We start from the raw sequence: 424 nt of genomic DNA on the forward strand, positions 1-424 counted from the left end.
AACTTGGCGCCGATCGCGTACGGCACCCCGCAGCCCATCGTCGCCAGGGTGCCGGACAGGGTGCCGCGCATACTGCCGCGCATCTTGACGTGCCGGGCATACCAGTTGGTGCCCGAACCGGAGTCGGCGCTGATCATGGCGTCGTCGGGCAGCCGCGGCGACAGCTCCGCGAAGATTGTCTCCGGGTTGATCGGATCGGCCTCGACCCGCGCCCGGGTGTCCATCACCTGCCACCAGCGGTCCACATTGGATTCGACCGTCTCCCGCCACGATCGGTCCTCCTGCCGGTGCAGCAACGGGATTAAGGCCCGCAGGGTGGCCGTGGCGTCGCCGACCAGATTCACCTCGAACGGGTAGCGCAGGCCGACCATGGTCGGGTCGATGTCGATCTGCACCGCGCGGACGTCCGGCTCGGCCCCGTCGA

Annotated in this window: 1 protein-coding gene; it reads right to left on the reverse strand. The window is 68.9% G+C overall.

The features are described 5' to 3' along the window. The coding region (locus ABD747_RS02150; protein WP_344801471.1) for a thiamine pyrophosphate-dependent enzyme at window positions 1–424 on the reverse strand (424 nt) is incomplete at both ends.

Source organism: Microlunatus ginsengisoli, from assembly GCF_039537205.1.
Classification (GTDB): Bacteria; Actinomycetota; Actinomycetes; order Propionibacteriales; family Propionibacteriaceae; genus Microlunatus; species Microlunatus ginsengisoli.